The 22,783-nt window shown below is 43.3% G+C and carries 25 protein-coding genes; 11 read left to right on the forward strand and 14 right to left on the reverse strand.

All coding sequences use genetic code 11. The annotated features are described in order from the left end of the window. The first annotated feature begins 158 nt into the window (after window positions 1-158). Window positions 159-716, forward strand: coding sequence for an isochorismatase family protein (locus AR335_RS00080; RefSeq protein ID WP_062231049.1), 558 nt, complete (start codon window positions 159-161; stop codon window positions 714-716). A 197-nt stretch (window positions 717-913) separates the two neighbouring features. On the opposite strand, the gene AR335_RS23385 is transcribed toward AR335_RS00080, so the two are convergent. Beyond that, a complete protein-coding gene (locus tag AR335_RS23385) occupies window positions 914-1,135 on the reverse strand; it encodes a hypothetical protein (RefSeq protein ID WP_156418801.1) in 222 nt (73 codons plus the stop codon). Between the two features lie 197 nt (window positions 1,136-1,332). On the opposite strand from AR335_RS23385, the gene AR335_RS00085 reads away from it, so the two are divergent. Beyond that, window positions 1,333-2,025 (forward strand): response regulator transcription factor, encoded by a 693-nt coding sequence (locus tag AR335_RS00085; RefSeq protein ID WP_062231051.1) that lies wholly within the window; start codon window positions 1,333-1,335, stop codon window positions 2,023-2,025. Continuing rightward, window positions 2,003-4,234, forward strand: a complete 2,232-nt coding sequence (locus AR335_RS00090) for a histidine kinase dimerization/phospho-acceptor domain-containing protein (protein ID WP_062231054.1) — start codon at window positions 2,003-2,005, stop codon at window positions 4,232-4,234. The genes AR335_RS00085 and AR335_RS00090 overlap by 23 nt, the downstream gene beginning before the upstream one ends. 67 nt (window positions 4,235-4,301) lie before the next feature. Here AR335_RS00090 and AR335_RS00095 read toward each other — a convergent pair whose 3' ends face one another. After that, a complete protein-coding gene (locus AR335_RS00095; protein WP_062231056.1) occupies window positions 4,302-4,493 on the reverse strand; it encodes a hypothetical protein in 192 nt (63 codons plus the stop codon). Window positions 4,494-4,645: 152 nt separating this feature from the next. Here AR335_RS00095 and AR335_RS00100 point away from each other — a divergent pair, with 152 nt between their 5' ends. The 4 genes from AR335_RS00100 (at window position 4,646) to AR335_RS00115 (ending at window position 8,628) form a co-directional block, all read left to right on the forward strand. Further along, entirely contained in the window at window positions 4,646-5,587 is a 942-nt protein-coding gene (locus AR335_RS00100) for a magnesium transporter CorA family protein (RefSeq protein ID WP_062231058.1), read from the forward strand. Between the two features lie 225 nt (window positions 5,588-5,812). Continuing rightward, on the forward strand, window positions 5,813-6,775 hold the full coding sequence (gene coaA / locus AR335_RS00105) for a type I pantothenate kinase (RefSeq protein WP_082683285.1): 963 nt from the start codon (window positions 5,813-5,815) through the stop codon (window positions 6,773-6,775). Window positions 6,776-7,053: 278 nt separating this feature from the next. Continuing rightward, a complete protein-coding gene (locus AR335_RS00110; RefSeq protein WP_062231061.1) occupies window positions 7,054-7,698 on the forward strand; it encodes a methanogen output domain 1-containing protein in 645 nt (214 codons plus the stop codon). Between the two features lie 141 nt (window positions 7,699-7,839). Further along, window positions 7,840-8,628 (forward strand): alpha/beta fold hydrolase, encoded by a 789-nt coding sequence (locus AR335_RS00115; protein ID WP_234293137.1) that lies wholly within the window; start codon window positions 7,840-7,842, stop codon window positions 8,626-8,628. A 40-nt stretch (window positions 8,629-8,668) separates the two neighbouring features. Here the strand turns inward: AR335_RS00115 and cspD are convergent, their stop codons facing one another. Further along, window positions 8,669-8,866: a cold-shock protein CspD gene (cspD, locus tag AR335_RS00120; RefSeq protein ID WP_053354963.1), complete on the reverse strand. Its 198-nt coding sequence runs from the start codon at window positions 8,864-8,866 to the stop codon at window positions 8,669-8,671. Window positions 8,867-9,087: 221 nt separating this feature from the next. Between cspD and AR335_RS00125 the strand changes: the two genes are divergently transcribed. After that, window positions 9,088-9,402: a LapA family protein gene (locus AR335_RS00125; RefSeq protein ID WP_062231064.1), complete on the forward strand. Its 315-nt coding sequence runs from the start codon at window positions 9,088-9,090 to the stop codon at window positions 9,400-9,402. Between the two features lie 23 nt (window positions 9,403-9,425). Here AR335_RS00125 and AR335_RS00130 read toward each other — a convergent pair whose 3' ends face one another. Both AR335_RS00130 and AR335_RS00135 read right to left on the reverse strand, forming a co-directional pair. Continuing rightward, window positions 9,426-10,403, reverse strand: coding sequence for an aldo/keto reductase (locus AR335_RS00130; protein ID WP_062231066.1), 978 nt, complete (start codon window positions 10,401-10,403; stop codon window positions 9,426-9,428). Between the two features lie 160 nt (window positions 10,404-10,563). After that, complete coding sequence (locus AR335_RS00135) at window positions 10,564-10,917, reverse strand: DUF2512 family protein (RefSeq protein ID WP_053354960.1); 354 nt, start codon at window positions 10,915-10,917, stop codon at window positions 10,564-10,566. A 94-nt stretch (window positions 10,918-11,011) separates the two neighbouring features. Here AR335_RS00135 and AR335_RS00140 point away from each other — a divergent pair, with 94 nt between their 5' ends. After that, window positions 11,012-11,623, forward strand: coding sequence for a LysE/ArgO family amino acid transporter (locus AR335_RS00140; RefSeq protein ID WP_062231068.1), 612 nt, complete (start codon window positions 11,012-11,014; stop codon window positions 11,621-11,623). Here the strand turns inward: AR335_RS00140 and AR335_RS00145 are convergent. After that, window positions 11,618-11,827, reverse strand: coding sequence for a hypothetical protein (locus AR335_RS00145; RefSeq protein WP_053354958.1), 210 nt, complete (start codon window positions 11,825-11,827; stop codon window positions 11,618-11,620). The genes AR335_RS00140 and AR335_RS00145 overlap by 6 nt on opposite strands. A gap of 137 nt (window positions 11,828-11,964) precedes the next feature. On the opposite strand from AR335_RS00145, the gene AR335_RS00150 reads away from it, so the two are divergent. Next, entirely contained in the window at window positions 11,965-12,207 is a 243-nt protein-coding gene (locus tag AR335_RS00150) for a hypothetical protein (protein WP_053354957.1), read from the forward strand. Window positions 12,208-12,301: 94 nt separating this feature from the next. On the opposite strand, the gene ade is transcribed toward AR335_RS00150, so the two are convergent. From ade to AR335_RS00190, 8 genes are all read right to left on the reverse strand, one after another. Continuing rightward, complete coding sequence (gene ade / locus AR335_RS00155) at window positions 12,302-14,053, reverse strand: adenine deaminase (protein ID WP_062231070.1); 1,752 nt, start codon at window positions 14,051-14,053, stop codon at window positions 12,302-12,304. A gap of 84 nt (window positions 14,054-14,137) precedes the next feature. Continuing rightward, complete coding sequence (locus tag AR335_RS00160; protein ID WP_053354955.1) at window positions 14,138-15,487, reverse strand: NCS2 family permease; 1,350 nt, start codon at window positions 15,485-15,487, stop codon at window positions 14,138-14,140. Between the two features lie 164 nt (window positions 15,488-15,651). After that, complete coding sequence (locus AR335_RS00165; protein ID WP_062231072.1) at window positions 15,652-15,969, reverse strand: XdhC family protein; 318 nt, start codon at window positions 15,967-15,969, stop codon at window positions 15,652-15,654. Beyond that, window positions 15,956-16,780 (reverse strand): XdhC family protein, encoded by an 825-nt coding sequence (locus tag AR335_RS00170; RefSeq protein ID WP_062231074.1) that lies wholly within the window; start codon window positions 16,778-16,780, stop codon window positions 15,956-15,958. The genes AR335_RS00165 and AR335_RS00170 overlap by 14 nt, the downstream gene beginning before the upstream one ends. Continuing rightward, window positions 16,773-19,088, reverse strand: coding sequence for a xanthine dehydrogenase family protein molybdopterin-binding subunit (locus AR335_RS00175; protein WP_062231076.1), 2,316 nt, complete (start codon window positions 19,086-19,088; stop codon window positions 16,773-16,775). The genes AR335_RS00170 and AR335_RS00175 overlap by 8 nt, the downstream gene beginning before the upstream one ends. Then, window positions 19,069-19,962, reverse strand: coding sequence for an FAD binding domain-containing protein (locus AR335_RS00180; RefSeq protein ID WP_062231077.1), 894 nt, complete (start codon window positions 19,960-19,962; stop codon window positions 19,069-19,071). Before AR335_RS00180 ends, AR335_RS00175 begins: the two co-directional genes overlap by 20 nt. Beyond that, the gene (locus tag AR335_RS00185) at window positions 19,962-20,555 is read right to left on the reverse strand and encodes a nucleotidyltransferase family protein (protein WP_062231079.1); all 594 of its coding nucleotides are present in this window, start codon (window positions 20,553-20,555) and stop codon (window positions 19,962-19,964) included. Before AR335_RS00185 ends, AR335_RS00180 begins: the two co-directional genes overlap by 1 nt. Window position 20,556: 1 nt before the next feature. Next, a complete protein-coding gene (locus tag AR335_RS00190) occupies window positions 20,557-21,039 on the reverse strand; it encodes a (2Fe-2S)-binding protein (RefSeq protein WP_053354949.1) in 483 nt (160 codons plus the stop codon). A 377-nt stretch (window positions 21,040-21,416) separates the two neighbouring features. Here AR335_RS00190 and AR335_RS00195 point away from each other — a divergent pair, with 377 nt between their 5' ends. Then, window positions 21,417-22,745, forward strand: coding sequence for a nucleobase:cation symporter-2 family protein (locus AR335_RS00195; RefSeq protein ID WP_062232491.1), 1,329 nt, complete (start codon window positions 21,417-21,419; stop codon window positions 22,743-22,745). Window positions 22,746-22,783 lie beyond the last annotated feature (38 nt).

The raw sequence follows: 22,783 nt of genomic DNA on the forward strand, positions 1-22,783 counted from the left end.
GAAATAATTGAAGGTATTGGAATCGTGAGAAGGATTCTGAGGGCTATTAAAGAATATAGTAGACAGACATCGATAAAGGAGGCGGTTTTTATGTCAAACCAAAATCAACTTATACAAAGGAAAGATCTAGTTTAGTTAAAAATTGAGGAGATGAGTGCTTGAAACAAGCCTTGCTAGTAATTGATGCGCAGCAGGAGTTGCTGGACGGAAAAAAAGAAAATGAAGAAGTTTATCAAAAAGAACAGCTGATCCAAACGATAAATAACGTCATTGGTAAAGCGATGAACTTAGACGTGCCGATCTTGTTTGTTAGAGATAAGGATGTCGCAACTGGTGAGGGAAAAGGATTTCTTGTTCATAAGGACATCAATGTGCCTGACGATTCCCCTGTTTTTGATAAGAAAGCAACCAATGCCTTCTATGGCACAGATCTGCTGGAATTTTTGAGAACGAACGAAATGAAGCATCTCGTGATTATGGGATGCAAGACAGAGCATTGCATCGATTCGGCAGTAAGGATGGCCACTGTGCAAGGATTTGATGTAACCCTTGTAAAAGAAGGGCATTCGACAACGAATTCAAAAACGCTGAACGCCGACCAGATCATTGCCCACCACAATGAGATCCTTCACGGTCATTATAATGTCGATCACTTTTCCATCGTAAGAAGTGCTGACGAAGATGTGTTTAAACCTATACATGACAACTACCGATAAGCTTTAGCTGAAACGGGGAGACCTTATTTACAGGGTCTCCTTTTGTTTGAACTTTCTTAATACAAATTTTGATGTACCTTGCAGAGTATCACCACTAACTGATGCTTCCAGAGACCCTCAAGTCTTTTTCTACGAAAGAGGGTGGGATAGCTGGCGAGGAGCCAGCTGTTCTGTGTAACAGATGAAGAGCCTGAAAATCAGAGGGGCTGTCCTGAAAGTCGAAAATTGACCTTCAGCAGCTCCTTTTTGGCTTGAAAATCTTCAATGAAAAGTTGATTGAAGTGGAAGGTGCGAGACTCCTGCGGGACTAGCGTGACAGGTGAGACTCCCGTAGGCGCTAGCGCCAAAAAGTAGGCGTTCACGCCGGTAAGGCTCACCGCACGCCCCGCGGAAAGCGAGCACCCTGGAACGGAAATCAACAGCTTACAGACTTCTTGGACAGCCCCGTCTGATTTTCAATCCCACCCTATACATTTCAAGCTCCATAGTTTAACCAGCGTTCATATTAAGAAAGTCTTAAGATTTATGCTCGCAGATTGTTAAGATTTACAGGTTAAGATACAGGTAATCCCAAAAAAAGGAACATGATATAATTTTGAAAGGAGTGTGAGAAACCATGAGCGAATTCACAGTGCTGGTTGTAGATGATGAAAAAGAAATACGCGATGCGATAGAAATTTATTTGAAGAATGAAAAGATGACGGTTATTCAGGCGGCTGATGGCCTGGAAGCAATTGAAAAGCTTAATGAAAAAGTCATTCATTTAATCATACTGGACATTATGATGCCTCGGCTTGATGGCATAGCGGCAACCTTTAAAATCCGGGAACAGAAAAATATCCCCATTATCATGCTGAGTGCCAAAAGTGAAGATACCGATAAAATCCTCGGCCTTCAGATTGGAGCTGATGATTATATGACAAAGCCTTTTAATCCGATTGAGCTGATCGCCAGAGTGAAATCACAGCTTCGAAGGTACATGACGTTAGGGAATTATGAAGGCAAAAGTAATGTTATCAACCTAAATGGGCTTACTCTTGATAAAGAGGCAAGGGAAGTCGCGGTTCTTGGGGAAGCAGTAAAGCTGACCCCTATTGAGTACAAGATTGTAGAGCTATTAATGTCCCATCCTGGAAGAGTGTTTTCCATTCATGATATTTATGAGAGGGTGTGGCAGGAGCCTTGCTACAATGCAGAAAATACGGTCGCCGTACATATTCGGAAGATCAGGGAAAAGATCGAAATCGATCCGAAAAATCCAAGATATTTAAAGGTGGTATGGGGTATTGGATACAAGATGGAAAAGTAAACTTGGCCAGGTGGCCTGGGTGATATTATTTACGATAGGATTGAGCGGTACGCTGGCATTTCTGAATCATTGGGATTCTTATATGGGAAAAAGTTATTTTGAAACAGATGAATTTAAGGGTGAGTTCGAAACCTTTCTAGGCTACCTTCATATTTATGAGGTGAGTAACCTGACGAGTGAGGAGCTCAAGGGTAAAATTACGGTTTCCAAAGAGGAAATAAAGGAATACCGATACAGAAATGGTGACTTATCGGAGCAAATTTCAAGCATACAAGACCAGTTCAGACCCCAGCTTGAAGAAGCCAACACGAACCATGATAAAAAGCTGGAATCTTATTTTAAAAAACAAAGAGATAAAAAGATTGAAGACATTCAAAAGAACTTTGAAAGCGATAAGTATGTTAAGCAAAAAGTAACGAAAGAAAAAGAAGAGCAAATCGATCAATTTATTGAAAATAAGAAAGCCGTTCAACAAGAATTCCAGCAGTGGCTATCTTCTTTTGAATATTATTTGCAAAACAATGAAACAGCAGAAGTTTTTACAAATTTAACAGCAGCTAATAAAGAAGATGCATACAAAAAGCTGGAAAGCAGTAATATGCTGTACCTGCAAAATTATACTGGCGAAAAAAATAGTTACTTGTCCATTTCTGATTATTCGCCTTCTTTATATGATGAGGGGGATTCACAACAAGCAGCCATGGGAATTCTGGCTGATGATCATTCTGTTCTAGAAGGGAAAATTGGTGTCCCGAAGGCTTTGCCAGCAGACAGCATGTTATATGATCAGTACAAAATGTTCAAAAGAAACCAGCAGTTCTTTTTCCTTTATAGTGCGGCAGGACTGATCGCTTTATGTGTCAGTATTTGGCAGGCAAAAAAACATCAGCTGCTGCGGTTAATCGCTCACTCACCCTATATAACGCTTTATAAAAAAATACCTGTTGATCTAAAAATCGGCTGTATGATTATTTCTGCTATTGTGTTCTTTATCTCACTTGGGGTTGCGACTGATTACAATATTTATGGATCTTATGCCAGCATGATTGATGAAGCGGTCATCACTATTGGATTCGCAACCTTTATTACTGGATTGACCCTCATCCAGCTGATCTGGCTCATTTCCGAATGGAAAGAAAGCGGTTGGACTAAAGGATATTGGAAAACATCTTTAACCTATCGTTTCTGGCATGATTTAGAGAAGTTCTTCCATTTTCGAAGTCTTGCTTTCCAATACTTGATCTTACTAATCGTCATTTTCGCATCCGGATTTGGAGTAGGCTTTGTTTTATATCAAGTTCAGCTGGTCGGTTTATATCTTGTTCTATTTATGGTCGTAACGGTTCCTGTTTTGATGTTCTCGCTCAAAAAAATCTCTTATTTCAACAGAATCATCCTCCATTCAAGCGAACTTGCGGCAGGGAACATGGAGCCGGATTTAAAGGCGAAAGGGAGTTCTGCTCTAGCAGGTTTGGCCCGAAATATCAATACGCTGAAACATGGAGTTAAGTCTCTCCAAAAATCGGAGGCAAAGAGTGAACGGCTCAAAACAGAACTGATTACAAATGTAAGCCACGATCTCAGGACCCCTCTGACTTCCATTATTACGTATACAGAGCTTTTAAAGACCCCTGATCTAGATGGAGAGAGCAGGGAAGCCTACGTGCAGATCATTGATAAAAAGTCAAAACGGTTAAAGGTTTTGATAGAAGATCTGTTTGAAGCTTCCAAGATGGCAAGCGGAAGTATTGAACTTATGAAGGCTAGAGTGGATATCGTTCAGCTGCTGCAGCAGGCATTGGCTGAGTACGATGAAGCGATTGAACAATCTACCCTCCAAATCAGGATGTCTGCTTCCGAACAGCCGATTGATGCGTATGTTGATGGACAAAAAATTTGGCGGGTGTTTGACAATCTGATTGGAAACATCCTTAAATATTCTCTTGAGAACACACGTGTGTATATAGCGATTGAAAAAAGGCAGGATATAGCCGTTCTTTTCTTTAAGAATGTCTCGAAATATGAATTGGGAGGCAACACAGAAGAATTGTTTGAACGATTCAAGCGCGGAGATACCTCTCGTCATACAGAAGGCTCTGGACTGGGGCTGGCGATCGCAAAATCCATTATTGATCTTCACGAGGGCAGCATGGACGTTGAAGCAGACGGCGATCTTTTCAAAGTAACCATTGAACTTGATTTAGCATAAAGAAAGGGGGCCTTTTAATTCAAAAAGGTCCTCTTCTCTGTCTTTCTACTGTATCCTAAAACCGATGCTATAAAGGGCGTCTCTCAAATTGTTCATAAATTTTGGCGGAGGAAAGGCCAATTCCCAGCAGCTGGACTGCTGTCTGAGCTACATCAGGTTTAATACCTGATAAAATCGTCGAAACACCGAGCAGCTTCAGGCTGTTGATACTCCACTTCAAAAATCGTAATTTTTTGGAAGCAGAATCCGTTGTAGGCAAAGTTACGCCTCATGTTAAAGATTCAAACAAAACCTGCAGGAAGAAGAGAAGTTTGTTATGGTAAGGAGAGAAAAATAAATAAATATTTTGTTTACTTTTTTGAAGGGTTTTGTTTTATTATAGGAAAAGACTGAATGTAAGAGGTATATCATATGCTAAATGTTTATTACACTGACAGTGCCAATCAAATGACAGAGATGGAAGATATCAAAAAAGGGTGCTGGATTAACTTGATTGCACCTACCAATGAAGAAATCAATTTGGTTGTAGAAAAAATCGGAATTGATCCGGATTTTTTACGAGATGCCTTGGATGAAGAAGAACGGTCCAGGGTTGAAAAAGAAGGAAACACCGTGAGCGTTATCGTAGACCTTCCAATTCTTGTTTCTGATGAAAATGGAATACAGTATGATACGTTTCCGCTTGCCATGATCTCAACTGATTCTCACTTTATTACCGTTTGTCTTAGGGAGAACCCTATTCTGGAGTTGTTTGCGAAACATAAAGTCAAGAATTTTTATACCTACAAGAAAACACGCTTTGTCTTTCAGCTGCTTCAAATGATCGCAACTTACTATTTGCGGTACCTGCGCCAGATCAACCGTAAAACGGAGCAGATCGAAAATGAACTGAGAGAATCATTGAAGAATGAGGATTTATTTGAGCTGCTCAGACTTGAAAAGTCCCTTGTCTATTTTGCGACCTCACTTAAGTCGAATGATGCTGTACTGGAGAAGTTATTGAAAGTCAGCTATCTGAAGATGTATGAAGAGGATAAGGATCTTCTTGAGGATGTCATTATTGAAAATAAACAGGCGATTGAGATGAGCCTGATTTATCGAAATATCTTGAAAAGTTTAATGGATGCTTTTTCTTCGGTTATTTCGAATAACCTGAACGTGGAGATGCGGTTCTTAACTTCCATTACGATCATACTCGCTCTTCCTACCATGGTGGCGAGTTTCTATGGCATGAATATTCCTTTGCCGTTTCAAAAGTATCCCCATGCATTTTTCGTAAGTCTATGCTTGGCATTCGCACTTTCAGGCCTCGTCTCCTTTATTTTTTGGAAAAAACGTTTCTTTCGCAAATAAAAGATTATGGATAAAAAAGGTATCTCCTATTATAGGAGGTCCTTTTTACGTTTTTGAAAGAAAACGCTTTCTTATTTAAGTCGTTTGGGTTTACAATCAGGTTATCTTATCTTTAAAATTGTGTTAACATTGTAAAGCGATAGAAAGAACTTTTAAACGTATGAGTATCCTATGACCGTTTATATAGAATATTAAGCATAGTGATCCAAAAAGGAGATGCCAGCAATGAGCCAGATGATGTTAGAGAATGAGTCGTTCTCGCCCTATCTTTCTTTTTCAAGAAACGAGTGGGCGAGCCTGTATTCGGCCGATATACAGCCGTTAACGGAGTGGGAGATATCGGAGCTTCAGGGAATCAACGAAAACGTTTCTCTAGATGAGGTGTCCTCCATCTATTTGCCGCTTTGCCGGCTGCTGAACCTGTATGTCACATCCTCACAGCAGCTGCATCAGCAGTCCAATGCTTTTTTGAGAAAACAAATAAAAAAGCCGCCATTCATTATAGGGATTGCGGGGAGCGTAGCCGTAGGAAAAAGCACGACATCAAGAATCATTCAGGCGCTTCTTTCAAGGTGGCCGAATACACCGAAAGTTGAGCTCGTAACGACGGATGGCTTTTTATTTCCGAATGCTGTCCTGGAGCAAAAGGGGCTTATGGGGCGGAAGGGATTTCCGGAGAGCTACGATCTAAAAGGTCTGATTCATTTTTTATCCGAACTAAAATCAGGCAAGCGAGACGTTGAGGCTCCAATTTATTCCCACTTGGAATATGATATTTTGCCTGACCGGGTACAGACGATATCAGAGCCTGATATTGTTATTGTAGAGGGAATAAACGTCCTGCAGGTTCCAAAACAAAAACGGAATAAGCAAACACCGCAGATTTTTGTCTCTGACTTTTTTGATTTTTCCCTTTATGTTGATGCGGACGAAGAAGAGATCAAGAAATGGTATGTTGAGCGATTTAAAATTCTAAGAAACACAGCATTCCAAAGCCCGGTTTCGTATTTCCATCGGTATGCTGATCTAAAAGATGATGATGCCATCCAGTTCGCGTTGAATATTTGGAACACCATCAATGGATTAAACTTGCGTGAAAACATTCTTCCTACGAAGTACAGGGCTCATCTGATTTTAGAAAAAGGAAAAAATCATTCGGTTTCCGGCATTAAAATGCGGAAGATGTAATGGATGAACGAAAAAAGACCCAAATAAAGGGTCTTTTTTTTGTTATCTTGAAAAAACAAAAAAATATCCTAAAAGGACATGACATGATACATAAGAGGGTATTAAACAAATAGGTGAGTCGAAAATGTAAAAAAGAAAAATTCATACAAAGTTCTCTTTTCTATTTTTTGTTTTTGGAGTAAAATAACGATACTTTCAAAAAAGTAACTTACTATCTTCAGGATACCGATATATCCCACTATACTTTTTGATCGAAAACCAGCATGGGAGCTGATGTTATGGAAGATCAAGGCTTAAATCGTCATGTTTTTTTGGCAAAGCTTATCACACAATATGCCTATCTCCATCGTAAAACGGTAGGGCCTGCTGCCGAGGAGTATATTCGGCAAATCGGTATACGTTCGGGGGGATGGATCGAGGGTTTTTATAATGAAAATTCCGCCCCTTGGTCAATAGATCAGTATGCAAATGTCATTATTGATATAAAAAACAGAATCGGCGGCCATTTTGAGATTGTCACGGTAGAAAAAAACTGTGTGGTCGTCAAAGCCAATTCATGTCCATTTGGAAGCGTAGTTCGTGATGCTCCTCATCTTTGTATGATGACATCGAGTGTATTTGGCGGAATTGCCGCCAGAAAATTCGGTTACGGTAAAGTAAGCCTCAGGAAAAGAATTGCTCTTGGTGAATCCAACTGTGAAGTAGCCATCTATTTTTCTCCTAATGAAACGGAAGATGGCTTGGTTTATGAAGACTTGCCGGTTACTCCAGTTAATGCGGATCTTTTTTTGTGGGAAGAAGAAACCATAAAGATGCTGAACGAAGAGCTTAGGCGAAGCGATGACATGCTGGTAAAATTATTAGATGAATTGGAAGTATTGAAACAGCAGGTAAAAGAAAGCGGCAGTAAACAAAAAGCTTAAAAACCCTGATGAAATTTAACGCATGGTGAAAAACCACGCGCTTTTTTTATTAGGCAAAAGATCAAGATCATGGTTCCTCTAGTTTGAAAGCTTGAATAATAGGTAAAAGATAAGAGTACATACAGAAGGAGTGGAGTAGCCTTGAAATTAAAAACAGCCAACCTCAGATCTGTAAAAATGTCTTATATCGATGAAGGTAAAGGAGATCCAATGGTGTTGCTTCATGGTTTTTGCGGCAGCCATCAGTATTGGGAGGAAGTCATTCCTGAGCTGGCAAGGGATTATAGAGTGATCGCTCCCGATTTGCGAGGTCATGGGAAATCATCGATAAGTGAATCAGCGTGCGCAGTAGAAGATCTTTCCGAAGATATTAAAGATTTACTCCAGCATCTAGGACTAGAAAAGGTAACGATGTTTGGCCATTCTTTAGGAGGTTATATCACATTAGCTTTTGCAGACCATCAAAGTAACAGGCTGAACGGTTTTTCACTTATTCATTCAACTGCTTTTCCTGATGATGAAGCAGGCAGGAAGGGGAGAGACGAGAAGATTGCCCAGATTAAAGAAGATGGCATGGTTGGGGTCATCGATCAGCTCGTTCCGAAACTTTTCGCTGCTGGAACTCAACAGAAAAGCAGAATAAGCAAAGCGAAGGATATTGGCTATGATACACACGCCGAAGGAGCCATTTGTGCACTGGTTGCGATGAAGAACCGGCCCAACCGGAATGATGTCATTCAATCAGCAAAAATGCCGGTTCTCCTTGTGGCAGGCGACAGTGATCAAGTTATTCCTTCTGAAAAAACCTTTTCAGTTTCCGGTGAGATGATTACACAGATCCTTTTAAAGGAAACTGGCCATATGGGAATGTACGAATCTCCACATGAGCTTATTAAAGAAATAAAATCTTTTATGAAAAAAGTAAAATAAAAAAAAGACTCCTGAAATCAGGAGTCTTTTATAGTCACACTTACTTTTGAACGTTAGCAGCTTGAGGTCCGCGAGCACCTTCAGTGATTTCAAAAGTTACATCTTGACCTTCTTCAAGAGATTTGAAACCGTCGCCTTGAATAGCAGAGAAGTGTACGAATACATCGTCTTGGCCTTCAACTTCGATGAAGCCGAAACCTTTTTCTGCGTTAAACCATTTAACTTTACCTTGTAACATATGATGTTCCTCCTGTGTGGATAATCCCACGATTTATTACTATTCCTGCTCAAATATCATTCAAGACGCAAACCGCTGCGAAGAAGTCATGTACCGAACAAAAATAACTGTTATAACTGTAACATGGTTTAAACTTTTTATCAAGCAAGTTAAGGATTTATTCACTTTTTAATTTAAAATATAAGGAAATGGGGAATAGGAGTGCTAAGGAGGCTGAGATCATGAAGGCACAAGGATATTTGATATTCGGTTTACTTTTTGCCCTGTTGATCGCCGTTTTTGCCGTAGTAAATGGCAACGATGTAGAATTTAATTATATTTTTGGAACGGTGAAATGGCCGCTTGTCCTTATTATATTAGGATCGGCTGCCGTTGGCGGATTGACCGTCGGCTTTTTTGGCATTTTAAAGGTGGTTCAGTTGAGAAATAAGGTGAGACGTCTTGAACATGATCTGAAAAAGCATGAAACCATGCAAAGAGAAGTAGTTTTGGATAAAGAGAGAGGCGTAGAAGAACGAAGCCAGACTCCAGGTTAATCCTGAGTCTGGCCGTTCTCTTTTTATGGAAGTTTATTTCCTCTGGAAGAAACATAAAGCTCATACCATTCTTCGCGTGTCATCATTTCGGACTGTCGGACAGCATCTACAGCATCTTTAATGCGCTGAACGTTGGTCGTACCAATAACTGGCTGAATTTTCGCCGGGTGCCTCATGAGCCAGCCAAGGACAATTGCTTCAAGCGTGGTTCCTTTTTCAGCGGCCATTTTTGCTACTAATTCTTTGGTCTTCGCTTCTGCTTCAGACAATTCCAAAGAGCTGTTCCCTGAAAAAATTCCTTGAGCTAGAGGAGACCAAGCTTGAATCTGAATATCTTCCCGCATGCAATGTTCAATCAAACCGTCAGCAAAATGGACAGACGTTCCAGCCTGTTGGTTAACATGTACGCCTTGATCGACAAAATCAAGCTTATTTAAACTCATCTCCAATTGGTTAACGATCAAGCGCTCGTCTGAATAGGCTTCAAGAAGCTGAATTTGCGCTTTGTTCATATTGGAAACACCGAAATGGAGGACTTTCCCGGCTGATTTTAACTGCTGAAAGGCTTCTGCTACCTCTTCAGGCTCCGTGAGAGGATCAGGGCGGTGAAGAAGGAGAATGTCCAAATGGTCAATCGTAAGCCTTTGCAAAATTTCATCCACTGAACCCAAAATGTGTTCTTTAGAAAAATCATAACGGCCAGGACCGATATCATCAGCAAAGCGGATGCCGCATTTACTTTGAATGATCATTTTGTCGCGTAAGTCTGGATTTCCCTTTAACACATGCCCAAATGCTTTTTCAGCTTTACCCATCGTATAGATGTTGGCATGATCAAACATCGTGATCCCCGAAGAAAGTGCGGCATCAATTGCTTTTTCGGTTTTTAAGATTTCTTCTTCGGAGATGGGGCTGCGGTCCCAATTGCCGCCAAAGCCCATACACCCTAATGCTAGACGGCTAGATGTGATTTCTCGTTTTGCTAAAGGCATCGTACGCATCGAATAACCTCTTTCTTTTTTAGAATAATAAACTAATCACCGTAATTGTAGGCAAGCCGGGGAAAAACTGCAACTTTTATGAACCTTCTGGAGAAGGGAGTTTTTTGTCTCTGCAGCATAAAAAAAAACTGCCGATTACGGCAGTTTTTTTAGTCAGGCCTCAATTATAAGAATGCCTCATATGATCAGCCACGATTTGTCTGTGAATGAGCAGTTCGACCAATGTAAAAGTGAGGGCGATTAAAAAAGTTCCCCAAAATGTTACATAAGCACCGGACATTAATGAACTAATCGCGTAAACCAAAATGTAAGAAACGATGAAGTCAGCTGCAAAAACAGACCAAAAGGACAGGCGGGGCAGAAATACATATTCCATTAAAACAGCAATCGGCGCAAGGATGATTGTAATGATGAAGAAGGGCAGCGGTCTGTTAAAGGTAACACTCTCAAACCAAAACGTGCACAGAAGAAGAATCAGCGGTATGCTGATGATCTTCAGCAATAAACTTTGCATAAAGAAACCTCCTTTTCATTCCATTATTTTCTGCGATAGGTAAGAAATTATGCCATAATTTTAGAGAGAGAAATTGTTGGAATGGGGGAAAAGGATGCAGCCAATCATACATGGATTTCTGCTGGCGTTAGGATTGATACTTCCTTTAGGAGTTCAAAATGTGTTTGTTTTTAATCAAGGTGCCAATCAAAAGCAGTTTAAAAAAGCTTTGCCTGTTATCATAACGGCTTCTATCTGTGATACAGTCCTCATCCTGCTGGCTGTTTTTGGTGTTTCATTGCTGATCTTAAGTTTTTCTTGGCTTAAAATGATTCTATTTGTGGGAGGATTTTTTTTCTTGCTGTTCATGGGCTGGTCCGTTTGGAGAAGTAAGCCATCAAAAAGCAGTGAAGCAGCGGCCCTGCCCATTAAGAAACAAGTGACCTTTGCCGCGTCTGTATCTCTTTTAAATCCGCATGCTCTGTTGGATACAGCAGGCGTAATCGGGACAAGCTCAATCGTGTATAGCGGAGCAGAGAAATTGGGTTTTACAATGGCGTGTATATCCGTTTCCTGGCTGTGGTTTATCGGTTTGGCTTTTGCAGGAAAGTGGATTGGAGAACGGGATGGAAACGGGAAGCGGCTTTTGTTCATAAACCGCTTGTCCGCTATCTTAATTTGGGGAGTTGCGTTATATATTGCTAAGGAGATTATCAAACTGTTATAGATTATTGTTCTGTTGGCTAATTTCTCCTTCATCTAAATAAAGGTTGGCGCTTTCTAAATTTTTATGTTCGTCCACAGAATCTCCCGGAGCATAAGCGTCAGACCCCAGTGGATGTTTTGAATTCAATCCTGTAGCGATGCTAAACTCTTTTTCATCTGGTGCATTGGTTATTGCTTCATCTGTTTTTTGCTGTTTCTTTTTCATAAGGCCTCCTTAAAGTAAGACATTTATAGGGTACGCGGATAGATTATTCATTATTCGAAACAACTCAATGGAATAACATAAAAGTGAGACAAACAGGGTATAACTTAATTATCCTATTGAAGGAGGAGGTATTTGCCATGGAGTACTCTTTGTACAAAAAAGATGGAGCCTTTCCTTGTGATGTAACAATCGATGTAGATAACAACATATATACCGTTCGAGACAGTGATACAACAGGACAGGTTTTTCAAAGTGCACCGGAAGTGGCCTCCTGGATCCAACAAAACTGGGCGCCCGATCAATTTGAAAAGCCTGATGATTATTATGATTTAATGAATACTTTGCAATCGTCGCTGCAAGAGGATGAAATGGAATATTAGAAAAAGCTAAAAGCTGGTTTTTAGGCGTAAGAATTCGGCCTGAAAACCAGCTTTTTTATTTATCGGAATTTAGACAGAATGTGAAAAGAAGGTGCTAATGTGAATCTTTTCGTTCAATCGGAATGTGCTGAAATGTTATCACATCGAACAATCCCATATCAGTAAGCTTTAGTTCAGGTATAACGGGAAGAGCCAGAAAGGATAACGTCAAAAAAGGGTTATAATCATGTGCAAATCCAATCTGCTTTAATGCTGTATTGATTTCGAACATCTTATGATAGACATCCATATGGCTCTTGTCTGACATGAGGCCGGCGATCGGAAGCGGGAGGGAAGCAAGTACTTCACCATTCTCGATGACAGCCAGGCCGCCCTTCATTTCAACCATAATCTCAATTGCTTTTAATAGGTCGCTGTCATTTGTCCCAGCAGCAACAATGTTGTGAGAATCATGGGCAACAGTGGATACGATGGCTCCTGATGTTATTCCAAGGCCTTTAAGAATTCCGCATCCAATGTTTCCAGTCAAGTGGTGGCGTTCAACAACAACCAGTTTTAGCTGGTCTCTGTTCACATCAATTACGAAGCTGCCGTCAAAAGTACTGACTTTTTCTTTCAGATGTTTCGTTACAATACTGTTTGGAATAATTTTAATGATGTTTGCAGTCCCATTGTTTTTCATAGGAATGGCCAGTGAGTTGCTGGAGACCGGGTGAAGTTGAACGCTGTTAGTAATGGCAGGTGAGGCGGCTGCGGCCATTTTTTTATAGGGAAGCATTCTGCCCTCTGCAGCCACTTTCTTTCCGCTTTTATAAACCTCTTGAATTTTAAAGCTTGTAAGATCAGATAAAAGGATAAGGTCCGCATCATATCCGGGAGCGACGGCCCCTTTTTGTTTTAGGCCAAAGCATTCGGCTGCATTAAGACTGGCCATCTGAATGGCAAGTAAAGGGTCAAATCCTTTTTCAATTGTCAGTCTGATATTATGGTCAATGCTGCCGTTTTCGATTAGATCATCCAGATGCTTGTCATCCGTTACAAACAAACATCTGCGGGCGTTCCGCTCAGTCACTGCGTCAAGAAGAACGGTGAGATCCCTCGCAGCCGAGCCTTCCCTGAGCATGACATACATGCCTCTCATCAGCCTGTCTTTTGCTTCCTGGGGTGTCACACATTCATGGTCGGTTCGAATTCCAGCTGCCATATATACATTGATTCCATCTGCAGGGACACCGGAAGCATGTCCGTCAATGTGCTTATGATGGAACGACGCATCTGACAATTTTTTTACCATGTCATTTTCACCTTGAAAAACAGCAGGATAGTTCATGACCTCACCTAAACCGATCACACGTGGATGAGCGTAGAAGGGTGCAAGATCGGACGCGTTCAGTTCTGCTCCAGCATGTTCAAATGGTGTAGCCGGCACACAGGAAGGAAGTGCAATATATACATCGAGGGGGAGATGCTCTGATGCATTCATCATATAGTCGATGCCTTCTTTTCCGCTCACATTGGCAATTTCATGAGGGTCGGCAATGACTGTGGTTACGCCGTGAGGAACGACGACACTGGCAAATTCCTGCGGAGTAACCATGGATGATTCAATATGTACATGGCCGTCGATGAGTCCAGGGCATATGTATGCACCACTTGCATCCATTTCATTTTTTCCCTGATATTTCCCAATCCCAACAATCACTCCATCAGATATTGCGACATCTGCTTCAATCAAGGTAAGGCTGAACACATCAATAATTTTGCCGTTTTTGATGACCAGGTCGGCAGGGACTCGTTTAGAAGAGGCGGCCAGTCGTGCAGAAAGCGATTTTTGATTCAAATCCATTATTTGAGCCCCTTTCGATCTGCTTGTTTTTGAGAATAGGCCGGGAAATCTGTTTAATCCCGGCCCGTTTCTAAGCATTCTTCTTTAATGGCTTCCCCAAATAAAGTTGATAATAAACGCAATACTGATCAAGTACATCATCCAATGCAATTCCTTATGCTTGCCGGTCGTTAGTTTTAAGATGGTGTATGAGATGAAGCCGAAAGCCAGCCCCTGGGCGATACTGAAGGTTAAAGGCATGAGAATTATGGTAAGAAATGCAGGTATTACATCGGTATAATCATTAAAGCTGATTGCTTTAATTTCACTGAGCATCAGGGCACCGACCAGAATTAAGATGGGTGCTGTGGCTACTGATGGGACAAAAGCAATCAAAGGGGCAAAAAGGAGCGTCAAAAAGAACAGAATTCCGGCAGTTAAAGCTGTTAGCCCGGTACGCCCGCCTTCTGAAATACCCGTGGCGTTTTCAACATAGGCATTCATGACTGTACCGCCCATGGCTGCACTGGCCATCGTACCAATGGCATCTGCCTGAAGGGCACGGTCCAGGTTTTCTATTTTTCCGTTTTCATCTGCCAGACCGGCTTTGCTGGAAAGGCCGATTAATGTTGCGAGGTTATCGAACAGTTCAACAATGGTAAAAGAAAATAAAATCGATAGGATGCCATAAGCGAATGCACCTTTCAGATCCATCGCCAGGAAGGTATCAGAAAGGCTCGGAAGGGAAAAGGAGGCTACATCTTTTGCGGCATGCGGATAGTCAATAAAGCCTGTAATCATGGCGACAACGGTCGTAAGCAAAATACTGATCAGCAAAGCACCCTTCTTTTTCTTCGCCATTAAAAAAGATGCCGCAAGAAGTCCGAACAGTGCGAGCAGCGGGCCTGTTTCAGTAATCTTGCCTAAGCTCACAAAGGTGTCTTTATTGGAAACTACGATACCAGAGTTTTTCAGTCCGATAAAGGCAATGAACAATCCGATTCCGACACTTATCGATGATTTTAATAGTGCAGGAACTCCGTCAACAATTTTCTGCCGGACACCGGTGATCGTTAACAGGAAAAACACCATTCCGGAAATGAACACGGCACCAAGGGCTGTCTGCCAGGTTAAACCGGCACCGAGCACGACCGTATACGTGAAAAATGCATTCAATCCCATGCCTGGTGCTACAGCTACCGGAAAGTTTGCCCAAAGAGCCATTAACAGCGTACAGAAAACACTGCCGTAAATGGTGGCTGCGAGAGCCGCTTCTTTCGGAATTCCGGCGTCGGCCAAAATGGAGGGATTGACAAAAATAATGTAGCTCATGGTAAGGAAGGTCGTAATTCCTGCGAGGATTTCAGTCTTTGTGTTCGTTTTTCTTTCAGTTAACTTAAAAAATCTGTCCAGAGAAGAGCTTTTGCCTGATGCGCTTTTTCCTGCCGCTGACATGGAAAACACCCCTTTTCTTCATTTAAGGATCCATAGACCAATCAATTAACCGGAAAAAAGGGAACGTTCATTTCTAAGATGAAAGTAGAAACGCTGCACATGGGGTGAGACAGGTTAATTTGTACATCCTATGAACAAAAAAACAGGAATATTCTCCTGTTCTTTTAAAGCAGCGGTTCAATGAATACATCCATGATTCCTCCGCAGATGCCTCCATCCTCGAAAAGAAGTCCGCTTGTTAAATCTACCTTATGGATGACAGGAAGGCCTGTGTTGATCACTTCCAGTGCTTTTTCGATCACTTCGCCTTCTCCGCAGCCTCCGCCGACTGTACCCAAAATGGCACCTGTTTGATAGACAATCATTTTGGATCCAGCCTTTCTGGGGGTCGAGCCTCTTGTACGGACGATGGTTGCTAATGCCGCAGTATTGCCGGTGTTAAAGATGTTTTGTATGGTTTGAATAAATTCATTTTCTTTCATCTTTTTTGCCCTTTCTAAAACCTATTTTCGCCAGTTCACGGATTGTAGAGCTGAGTGGAGCACCGGTTTTGCCTTTTTTTACTGCAAGGATCTCTGCAAAAATACTGACGGCGATCTCTTCCGGTGTCTCCGCTCCAATATCCAGCCCGACAGGTGTATATAGATTGGCAAAGGTTTCATTTGGAAAATCAGCACGAAGCTGTTCAAAGACTCCTGCGATTCTCCGTCTGCTTCCAATCATGCCAATATAAGCTGGTTTTTCGTTTCTGGCTAGCAGCTGCTGCAGACTGAGTACGTCGAATTGATGCCCTCTCGTCAGCAGGAGAATATAGGTGGAGTTATTGAGAGGAACAGACTTGAAATACGAATGAAAGGATTGGCAGCAAACGTTATCAGAAAATGGAAAACGTTCTTTACGGGCAAATTCTTGCCGATCATCAATGACTGACGTATAGAAACCTAGCATCTTGCCCATTTTTGCAACGGGCTCTGCGACATGTCCAGCACCGCCTATGATTAAATGCGGTGGCGGGGCAAATGCTTCATGAAACACCTTGACGGTTTCATCATTACTCTCAAATGTTACGGATCGCGTACGTTGTTTGAGGAAAAAGGGGAAGCAGATCTCAGCGAGCTGAAAGGCGAGTTTCATGTCAAGACCTGCTTCAGGATAGATTTCATCCTGTGAAAAGAAAAGCATGCGCTTACCGATCATTTCGGCTCGGCCAGCGGCAGTAATTGTTAGAAGAGAGACACGTCTTTTCTGTGTGATGGCTGTTGAGAGTTTCTCGTACAGTTCCAATTTATTCATTTCTTATTTCCCGCGGAGTTGTGGTTTGTTTCTCTTTAAGTGCTGTAAAAATTCGTTCGGGAGTAGCGGGGAGATGCTGAATCCGGATTCCGGCAGCATCATGGATTGCGTTTGTAATGGCCGCAATAATCGGAATCATCACCACTTCACCGATTCCTTTCGCTCCAAAAGGTCCGGTTTCTTCTGCACTTTCGACTGGAATTGTTTCAATGAACGGTGTTTCCCGGATCGTAGGAAGGATGTAATTCGTGAAATTCGTGGTCTTGTGATACCCCGCTTCCATGAGAACGTCTTCATACAAGGTATAGCCGATTCCCATAACGGCTCCGCCTTCTGCCTGTCCCTCAAGCCCCTGAGGATTCAGAACTTTGCCGGCATCGGGAATAGAAACAACCCGGAGCACGTCTGTTTCCCCCGTCAAGGTATCCACTTCCACAAGAACGACGTGCGTTAAATAGCCATACAGATGGTGAGGTGCTCCGCCCGAGCCTTTGATCTCTTCCTTTTCTTTTGGAAGCATATAATGACCTTCCACTTTTACAGACCGGTGTTTTTCATAGAGATAATGGTATATGTCCCCGTAGGAAACAATGTGCTCATTGTCCTTTTCCAAAACATACATTTCGTTTTCGCCGATCAGCACATTTTCAGGCAAGACATTTTTAAGCTCTGCTGCAGCTTCTGTTAAAAGACGGATCATATTGGGAACGGCTGCGGCAATCGCTTTACCGCCAGTGTAGGTAGAACGGGATGCGGTCACCGTTCCGCTGTCGATGGTTTCTGCGGTGTCTCCCTGGACGATTGAGATGTTTTTAATGTCACAAGTTAAAAGCTCTGCTGCAACCTGGGCATAGACGGTGCTGTTTCCTCCTCCAATATCCTCGCATCCGACCCCGACTTTAAAGGTTCCATCAGGCATTAGCTCGATGGTAGCCGCTCCATAATCTGGGAGGCCGATTCCCATGCCGACTGCATGAAAGGAGGTGGCTATTCCGATTCCGCGGTTTTTCCAAGGTTCGGTGATGTTCTGTTTATGGACATTACGATTCTTCCAGAGCTCGCAATTTTCCGCAGTCTCCAGTGTTTGGAGTGTACCGACGCTTGTTTTCAGTACATGCCCCATACTCGATGTATCGCCTTTTTGATAGACGTTCTTTTTACGAAGTTCAATGGGATCAATATCGAGCTTCTCAGCAAGCATGTCCATGTGTGTTTCGATGGCTGCACATACTTGATTGACCCCAAAGCCTCTGAACGCCCCTGAAATGCCATTATTGGTATAAACACAAAATCCTTCGAGATCAACATTGGGAACCTTATAAGGGCCGCAGCAATGTTCAATGGCCAGCGCGATGACCGCACCGCCCAATGAAGCATATGCCCCCGTGTCGGCTACCGCACGAACCTGGTTGGCAATAACCGTCCCGTCACTTTTGGCGGCGGTCTTCATCTGAACTTTAAAGGGATGGCGTTTAATGCCTGCAATGACGGATTCTTCCCGGTTTAAATGTATTTTTACCGGGCGTCCTCCCGTATGAAGCGCAAGGAGGGCCAAATAGATCTGAACCGTAATCTCGTCTTTTCCTCCAAACGCGCCGCCGATCGGATTAGAGACCACACGAATTCTTGCCGGGTTCAGTGCCAGTGCGCGGGCAATCTGAAGACGATCCCTATAGGCGTATTGCCCCGGACAGCGGATCGTGAGCATCCCGTCCGGCTCCACCACACCCCAGCCGCCTTCTGTTTCAATAAAGGCATGCATCTGGCGCGGGGAATAGAAGGTGTTTTCAAGAATAATATCTGCTTCTGCAAAGGCCTTTTCTGTGTCTCCGTTTTTTATCGTTACGTGGCTATGGATATTCCCGCTTTCGTGGAGCAAGGGCGCGCTGTCTGTCATCGCAAACTCAGCATCGGTAACAGGGGAGAGGGGTTCGTAATCAACATGGATCCGCGAAACGGCGTGTTCAGCAATCTCCAGAGTTTCCGCCGCGACGAGCGCGATGGCATCCCCTGTACACCGGACCACGTTGCTTGCGAGGACGGGCTGGTCAGGAACGACGATGCCAAAACCGTTAAATCCGGGAATATCTTTATGCGTTAAGACCGCAATAACGCCTGGCAATTCTTTGGCTTTTGAAATATCGATCTGTTTGATGCGTGCGTAAGGAAAAGATGAGCGGAGTACTTTTCCCCAGACCATATTCTCAAAATGATAATCCGTCATATACTTCAGTTCGCCTGTCACCTTTTCAGGGCCGTCTATCCTGGGAATCCGCTTTCCCACGTACTTATAATGACTGTTTTCCATCTTCTGCCCACCTTTTCATTAAACGATATAGTCCGCGTTCGAGAAGTGCGCTAGCCATATCTCTGCGATAAGAAGCGGAGGCGCGGATGTCAGAGATCGGCATGACTTCCTTCCAAGCCACTTTGCCAATGTTGGCGATCATTTCATTCGTCAGTGCACCGAGTGTCAGCATCGCCTCGCACTTTCTCGCCCGTATGGCTGTTGGGCCAACTGAACCGAAAGCTATACGGCCGCCAGTACACTGGTTTGTTCCTTCCTTCATGGAAAGCGTAACCGCAACATTGACAATCGAGATCGATTGAGCTTTCCGCGGACCGAGCTTTTGAAAGATACCGATGTCATTTTTATCTCGGACATTGAACGCAATTTTAGTGATGATTTCATTAGGATTAGCTGCGGTTTTTCCTGGACCGATAAAGAAGTCCTCCACATCCATCTCTCGTTTTCCGGATAATGAAGTAAGCTCAATAACCGCTCCAAGTGCATATAAAGCAGGAATCGTATCACCCGCAGGAGAGGCTGTCGCAATATTTCCCCCGATGGTCCCCATGTTCTGCATCTGTGCTGCCCCGATTTCCTGACATGCCTGTACAAGAACATCGGCATGTGCCTGCAGGAGAGGGGAAGCGATGATTTCAGAATGAGTCGTCAGAGGTCCAATCTGAATCTCATCCTTCTGTATCGTAATAAAACGGAGTTCTTCAACATGTTTAAGGCTTACCCAGCAATCCGGACGCCACTTTCCTTCCTTCATGCGGACGACAGCGTCTGTTCCCCCGGCTAAAAGGCGAAGGTTTGCTTTTTCGTTCTCCAGGATATAAAGACATTCCTTTAAAGAGCGTGGTGACAGCATATTAATCTCTGAAACAAACATTACGAATCCTCCCAACAGGCTGCTTGGTAGTCGGCTTGCTCATTTAAGTTTAAAAGAATACTTGGTTCATTGATTTCCACCGTGGCAATTTCGTTCTGACGGTTTCTGAGGAAATGGCGGAGTCCCTGTGTTTGTTCGCTGATGCAGCAAAGCTCTGGATAAAATTGCTCTGGTATAAGCAGGGGATGCCCGCGTTTTCCTTTAAAGGCAGGGATAATGATTGCGGCAGGCTGCTCACCGTGAAACTTGTACAGCTGCCTGATGACGTTCAGCAAGAGCGGCTGATCCACCGCGGAAATGACTACGCCTGTAGAAGAGGGGCTTATAGCTGCCATTCCTGCTTTGATGGACGAGCATTTCCCAGATTCGTAGGCTTTGTTTATGACTTTTTTTACGTTGTAAGAGCTGAGTTCCTTTGACAGCTCTGAAGCCTTATACCCCAGTATGACTGAAATGTCATCTATTCCGGCGTTTAACAATGTTTCGGTTTGGTAGCGAACGAGTGAGGTCTCTCTCCATGGAAGCAGAGCTTTTAATGTACCCATTCTGGATGAGCGGCCGGCGGCGAGCAGGATGGCCGAGACGGAAGGCATCCTAGAGTTCACGTGCTGAAAACTGCCGGGAGGCCGCTGTCTGGACTGCTTTAAGTATTTTTGTATAGCCTGTACACCTGCAAAGGTTACCGCCAAGTGCCCGTTTAATTTCATCGAGCCCAGGAACATGGCCGATAGAAGTTAAATAAGCTCGTGAAGCCACAATCAGTCCCGGTGTACAATACCCGCACTGGGTCGCCCCTTCATCAACAAACGCTTGCTGAACGAAATCCATGTTTTCTTTCGTTCCGATCCCTTCTACCGTGACCACCCGTTCTCCTTGAACTTGCCCTGCAAGCACTAAACATGAACAGACGGGTACATCATTCAGCAGAACCGTACAGGAACCGCATTCTCCTTTTCCACAGCATTCTTTGCTGCCTGTTAACCCCGCATCTTCGCGCAGCACATCGAGCAAAATCTTTGTCGGACTGCATGTTACCGAAACGTCCTTTCCATTTACGCAAAAATCAATGGTCTTCAAAGTCCATCCTCCCCATATAATTTATGGACAAATTGGCTTGTATAAATCTAGCGGTTGTATGTCTTAAAGAGTCAGTTTGTACAAATATAGTAGAGTTTCAAAAAAACATTCCTATTTTCATAGCTGCGGATGATTATGGGAGTTTGCAGGCTGCAGATGCATGGCGCTTTGATGAGTTTACTGTCCACATTTTCAGGTTTACGATCCGCTTCGAGGGATTTACTGTCCACTTTTTTTTGAGATTTACGATCCACTTCAAGGAATTTACTGTCCACTTCGAGAGATTTACATGCCGCTTCAAATATATTCCTGCTCTTAAAGGAGGTGATGAAAGCAACCACGCAAGCTGCACAAAAAACATCAAGGAGGCAAGCAAAATGGCAGCACTCAAAAATTGGAAGGTTGGAGTACTCGGGTTACAGCATGTTCTGGCCATGTACGCAGGAGCGGTTATCGTACCGCTGATTGTAGGGCCGGCGATCGGTATGAACGCCCAGCAGCTGGCATATCTCATTTCCATTGATCTGTTTACTTGCGGAATTGCTACTCTTCTGCAGGTCATTGGAGGAAAGCACTTCGGCATCAAGCTTCCGGTCATTCTCGGCTGTACGTTCACGGCGGTAGCCCCAATGATCGCGATTGGAAAGCTGGAGGGAATCACCGCCATTTACGGTGCAATTATCGCTTCGGGGCTTGTCGTCATGGTGCTCTCTCAGTTTGTGGGAAAGATCCTGAAATTTTTTCCGCCGATCGTTACCGGCTCGGTCGTACTGATCATCGGGGTATCGCTCATACCGGTGGCGATGAATAATGCAGCCGGCGGGCTCGGTTCGAAAGGATTCGGCAGCCTTGAAAATTTATCGCTCGCCAGTTTTACGTTTGTGCTCATCATTCTGATCAACCGGTTCTCCAAAGGATATGTACGGGCAATTTCTGTTCTTTTATCGCTGATCGCCGGAACGGTACTTGCTTCTTTTATGGGGCTCGTAGATGTTACACCTGTTAAGGACGCTTCTTGGTTCCATCTTGTACAGCCGTTTTATTTTGGCGTTCCGGAATTTCATTTTTCTGCCATCCTCACGATGAGCATCGTTGCGATTGTAAGCATGATTGAGTCTACTGGTGTCTTCCTTGCTTTGAGTGACATTTGCGATAGAGACCTTAAGCCGGAAGATATTAAAAAAGGCCTTCGTGCTGAAGGACTTGCGGTTATGATCGGAGGCGTTTTTAATTCCTTTCCGTATACGTCCTTCTCTCAAAATGTAGGTCTCGTGGCTTTAACCAAAGTAAAAACGAGAAATGTGGTCATGGCTGCAGGAGGGTTGCTGCTCATTCTCGGTCTTCTTCCAAAGATAGCGGCGCTGACGACAATCATTCCAACGGCTGTTCTGGGAGGTGCGATGGTCCCGATGTTTGGGATGGTCATTGCATCTGGCGTAAAGATGCTCTCTCAGGCTGATTTTTCAAACAATGAAAATTTGCTGATCGTCGCCTGTTCCGTTGGGATCGGGCTTGGTACAGCGGTCGTTCCAATGGTGTTCAGCCAGCTGCCGGACAGTGTCAGGCTGCTCGTTGAAAACGGAATCGTAATCGGAAGTTTGACAGCAATTTTGCTCAATCTAGTATTTAATTTTAAGTCTATGAATATAAATGAGCAGGAAAGGATGGAGCAGCTGAAATCGGATGCCTCTGCAGAGGCTTTATAGCGGTATGCTCACGATCAGGGGCATGTCAAAAATGCCCC

The organism is Fictibacillus sp. FJAT-27399, assembly GCF_001510655.1.
GTDB lineage: Bacteria > Bacillota > Bacilli > Bacillales > Fictibacillaceae > Fictibacillus_C > Fictibacillus_C marinisediminis.